The sequence below is a fragment of the Thermodesulfovibrionia bacterium genome, assembly GCA_030646035.1.
Classification (GTDB): Bacteria; Nitrospirota; Thermodesulfovibrionia; order UBA6902; family UBA6902; genus JACQZG01.
Genome location: JAUSMY010000054.1, coordinates 1 through 1606, shown reverse-complemented (window position 1 = coordinate 1606; position 1606 = coordinate 1). Strand labels below are relative to the sequence as shown.

The 1606-nt window shown below is 36.1% G+C and carries 1 protein-coding gene; it reads left to right on the top strand.

All coding sequences use genetic code 11. The features are described from left to right. Positions 1-36: 36 nt before the first annotated feature. Positions 37-1606, top strand: a 1570-nt coding sequence (locus Q7U10_08385; GenBank protein MDO8282621.1) for a hypothetical protein, incomplete at its 3' end; no start/stop codon positions are given.

Below are 1606 nucleotides of genomic sequence, written 5' to 3'. Positions count from 1 at the left end.
GATGGCGCCTTGACAGTAACTAAAGCAGACTTAATAGTGGTTAACACAAGTCGTTCGAAAGTATATGGAACTGTACTAACTAATGCAGATTATGCAGGAAGCATAACAGGAATCCAAGCAAATGATAATATTACTATTACTCGCGCCAGTACGGGTGGTGTTGCCAGTGCAACTGTAGTAGTGCCGGGTCCAACATATCCAATAATTGGAACGTTGGCAGATCCTAATAGTAGATTAGTGAACTATAATATAACTAATCCAAATGGAGTATTAACTATAACTCCAGCTCCAGTAAATTCAACTGTATCTGTTAGTCCAACTGCTGTTCAATACAGTGATCAGGCTACGTTTACGTCGAGAATTGTAGGTGGAGCTCCGTTAGTAAGTGGTGGTCCGCAAGCGGCAGTCTCTGCTACCTTTAAAGTAGGAACTCAAACAATGGGTACAGCTAACTTTAATGTAATTGGTTCAGATTTAGTTGCCACAAGTACCTATGCTTTAGTAGAAAGTGTAGTGGGTCAAATGTCTCCTGGAAGTAGAACAGTAACAGCAGTTATTAATGGTGCGGATAGTAATTTTGGCATCAGTAACTTAGCTCCAACAAATACTTTAACCATTAATAAAGAAGATGCGTGGGTTGATTATACTGGTGATATAATGAAAGCAACAGCTAGTTCATCTACAAGATTCGCAACAGTTGAATTGAGAGCTAATATCTTTGACATTTCAGTGCCTGGAAATCCTGCTTATGATCCATTCCCTGGGGATATTCGAAATGCTAAAGTGAAGTTTGTAAATAGAGAGTCTGGTGCAGATATATCTGGTTGGATTCCTGTAACTACTTTACTAAATCCAACAGATACGAAAGTGGGAACCGTATCATATAACCATACAGTAAATTTACCAAGTAATGCTGATTATATATTTCTTAACGTAGGTGTTATTGTAGATAATGGTTATTATATTCGTAATAATCAAGACGATAATACAGTTGTTACAGTTTATTTACCTGTAGGAGATTTTATAACTGGAGGTGGTTATATCGTGCCTACACAATCAATTGGTACAATGGCTTCAACACCAGGTAAAAAAGTGAACTTTGGATTTAATGTGAAGTTTAATAAAACAGGAAAAAATCTGAATGGGAATATGAATATTATTTTCCGCAGGTTAGAAAGTGATGGTATTGTACATTCATATCAAATTAAAGCGAATGCAATGTTATCATTAGGAGTGAATGCAACTAATCAAGCGAGTCAGACAGCTGAGTATGTTTCAAAAACTAACTTAACTGATATAACTAATCCACTTTCTCCAGTTTCAATGGGAGGTAATAAATATCTATATGTTAAGATGACAGATAATGGAGAGCCTGGTTTAAATGATATGATATCTTTTGTATTAGTTGAAGGTACTGTAGATCCAACTGTTCCAGCAAATATTATTTTCTCTAGTAATTGGGTGTCATTTAAAACTCAACAAATGAAATTGGCAGGTGGAAATCTGAAAGTCCAAAGCGGATTTAATTTAGGAATTCCAACAGCTCGGACAAATTCAGGGCCGGATACTGTAAAACAAGAAATTGAATTACCAACAGATCCAATAA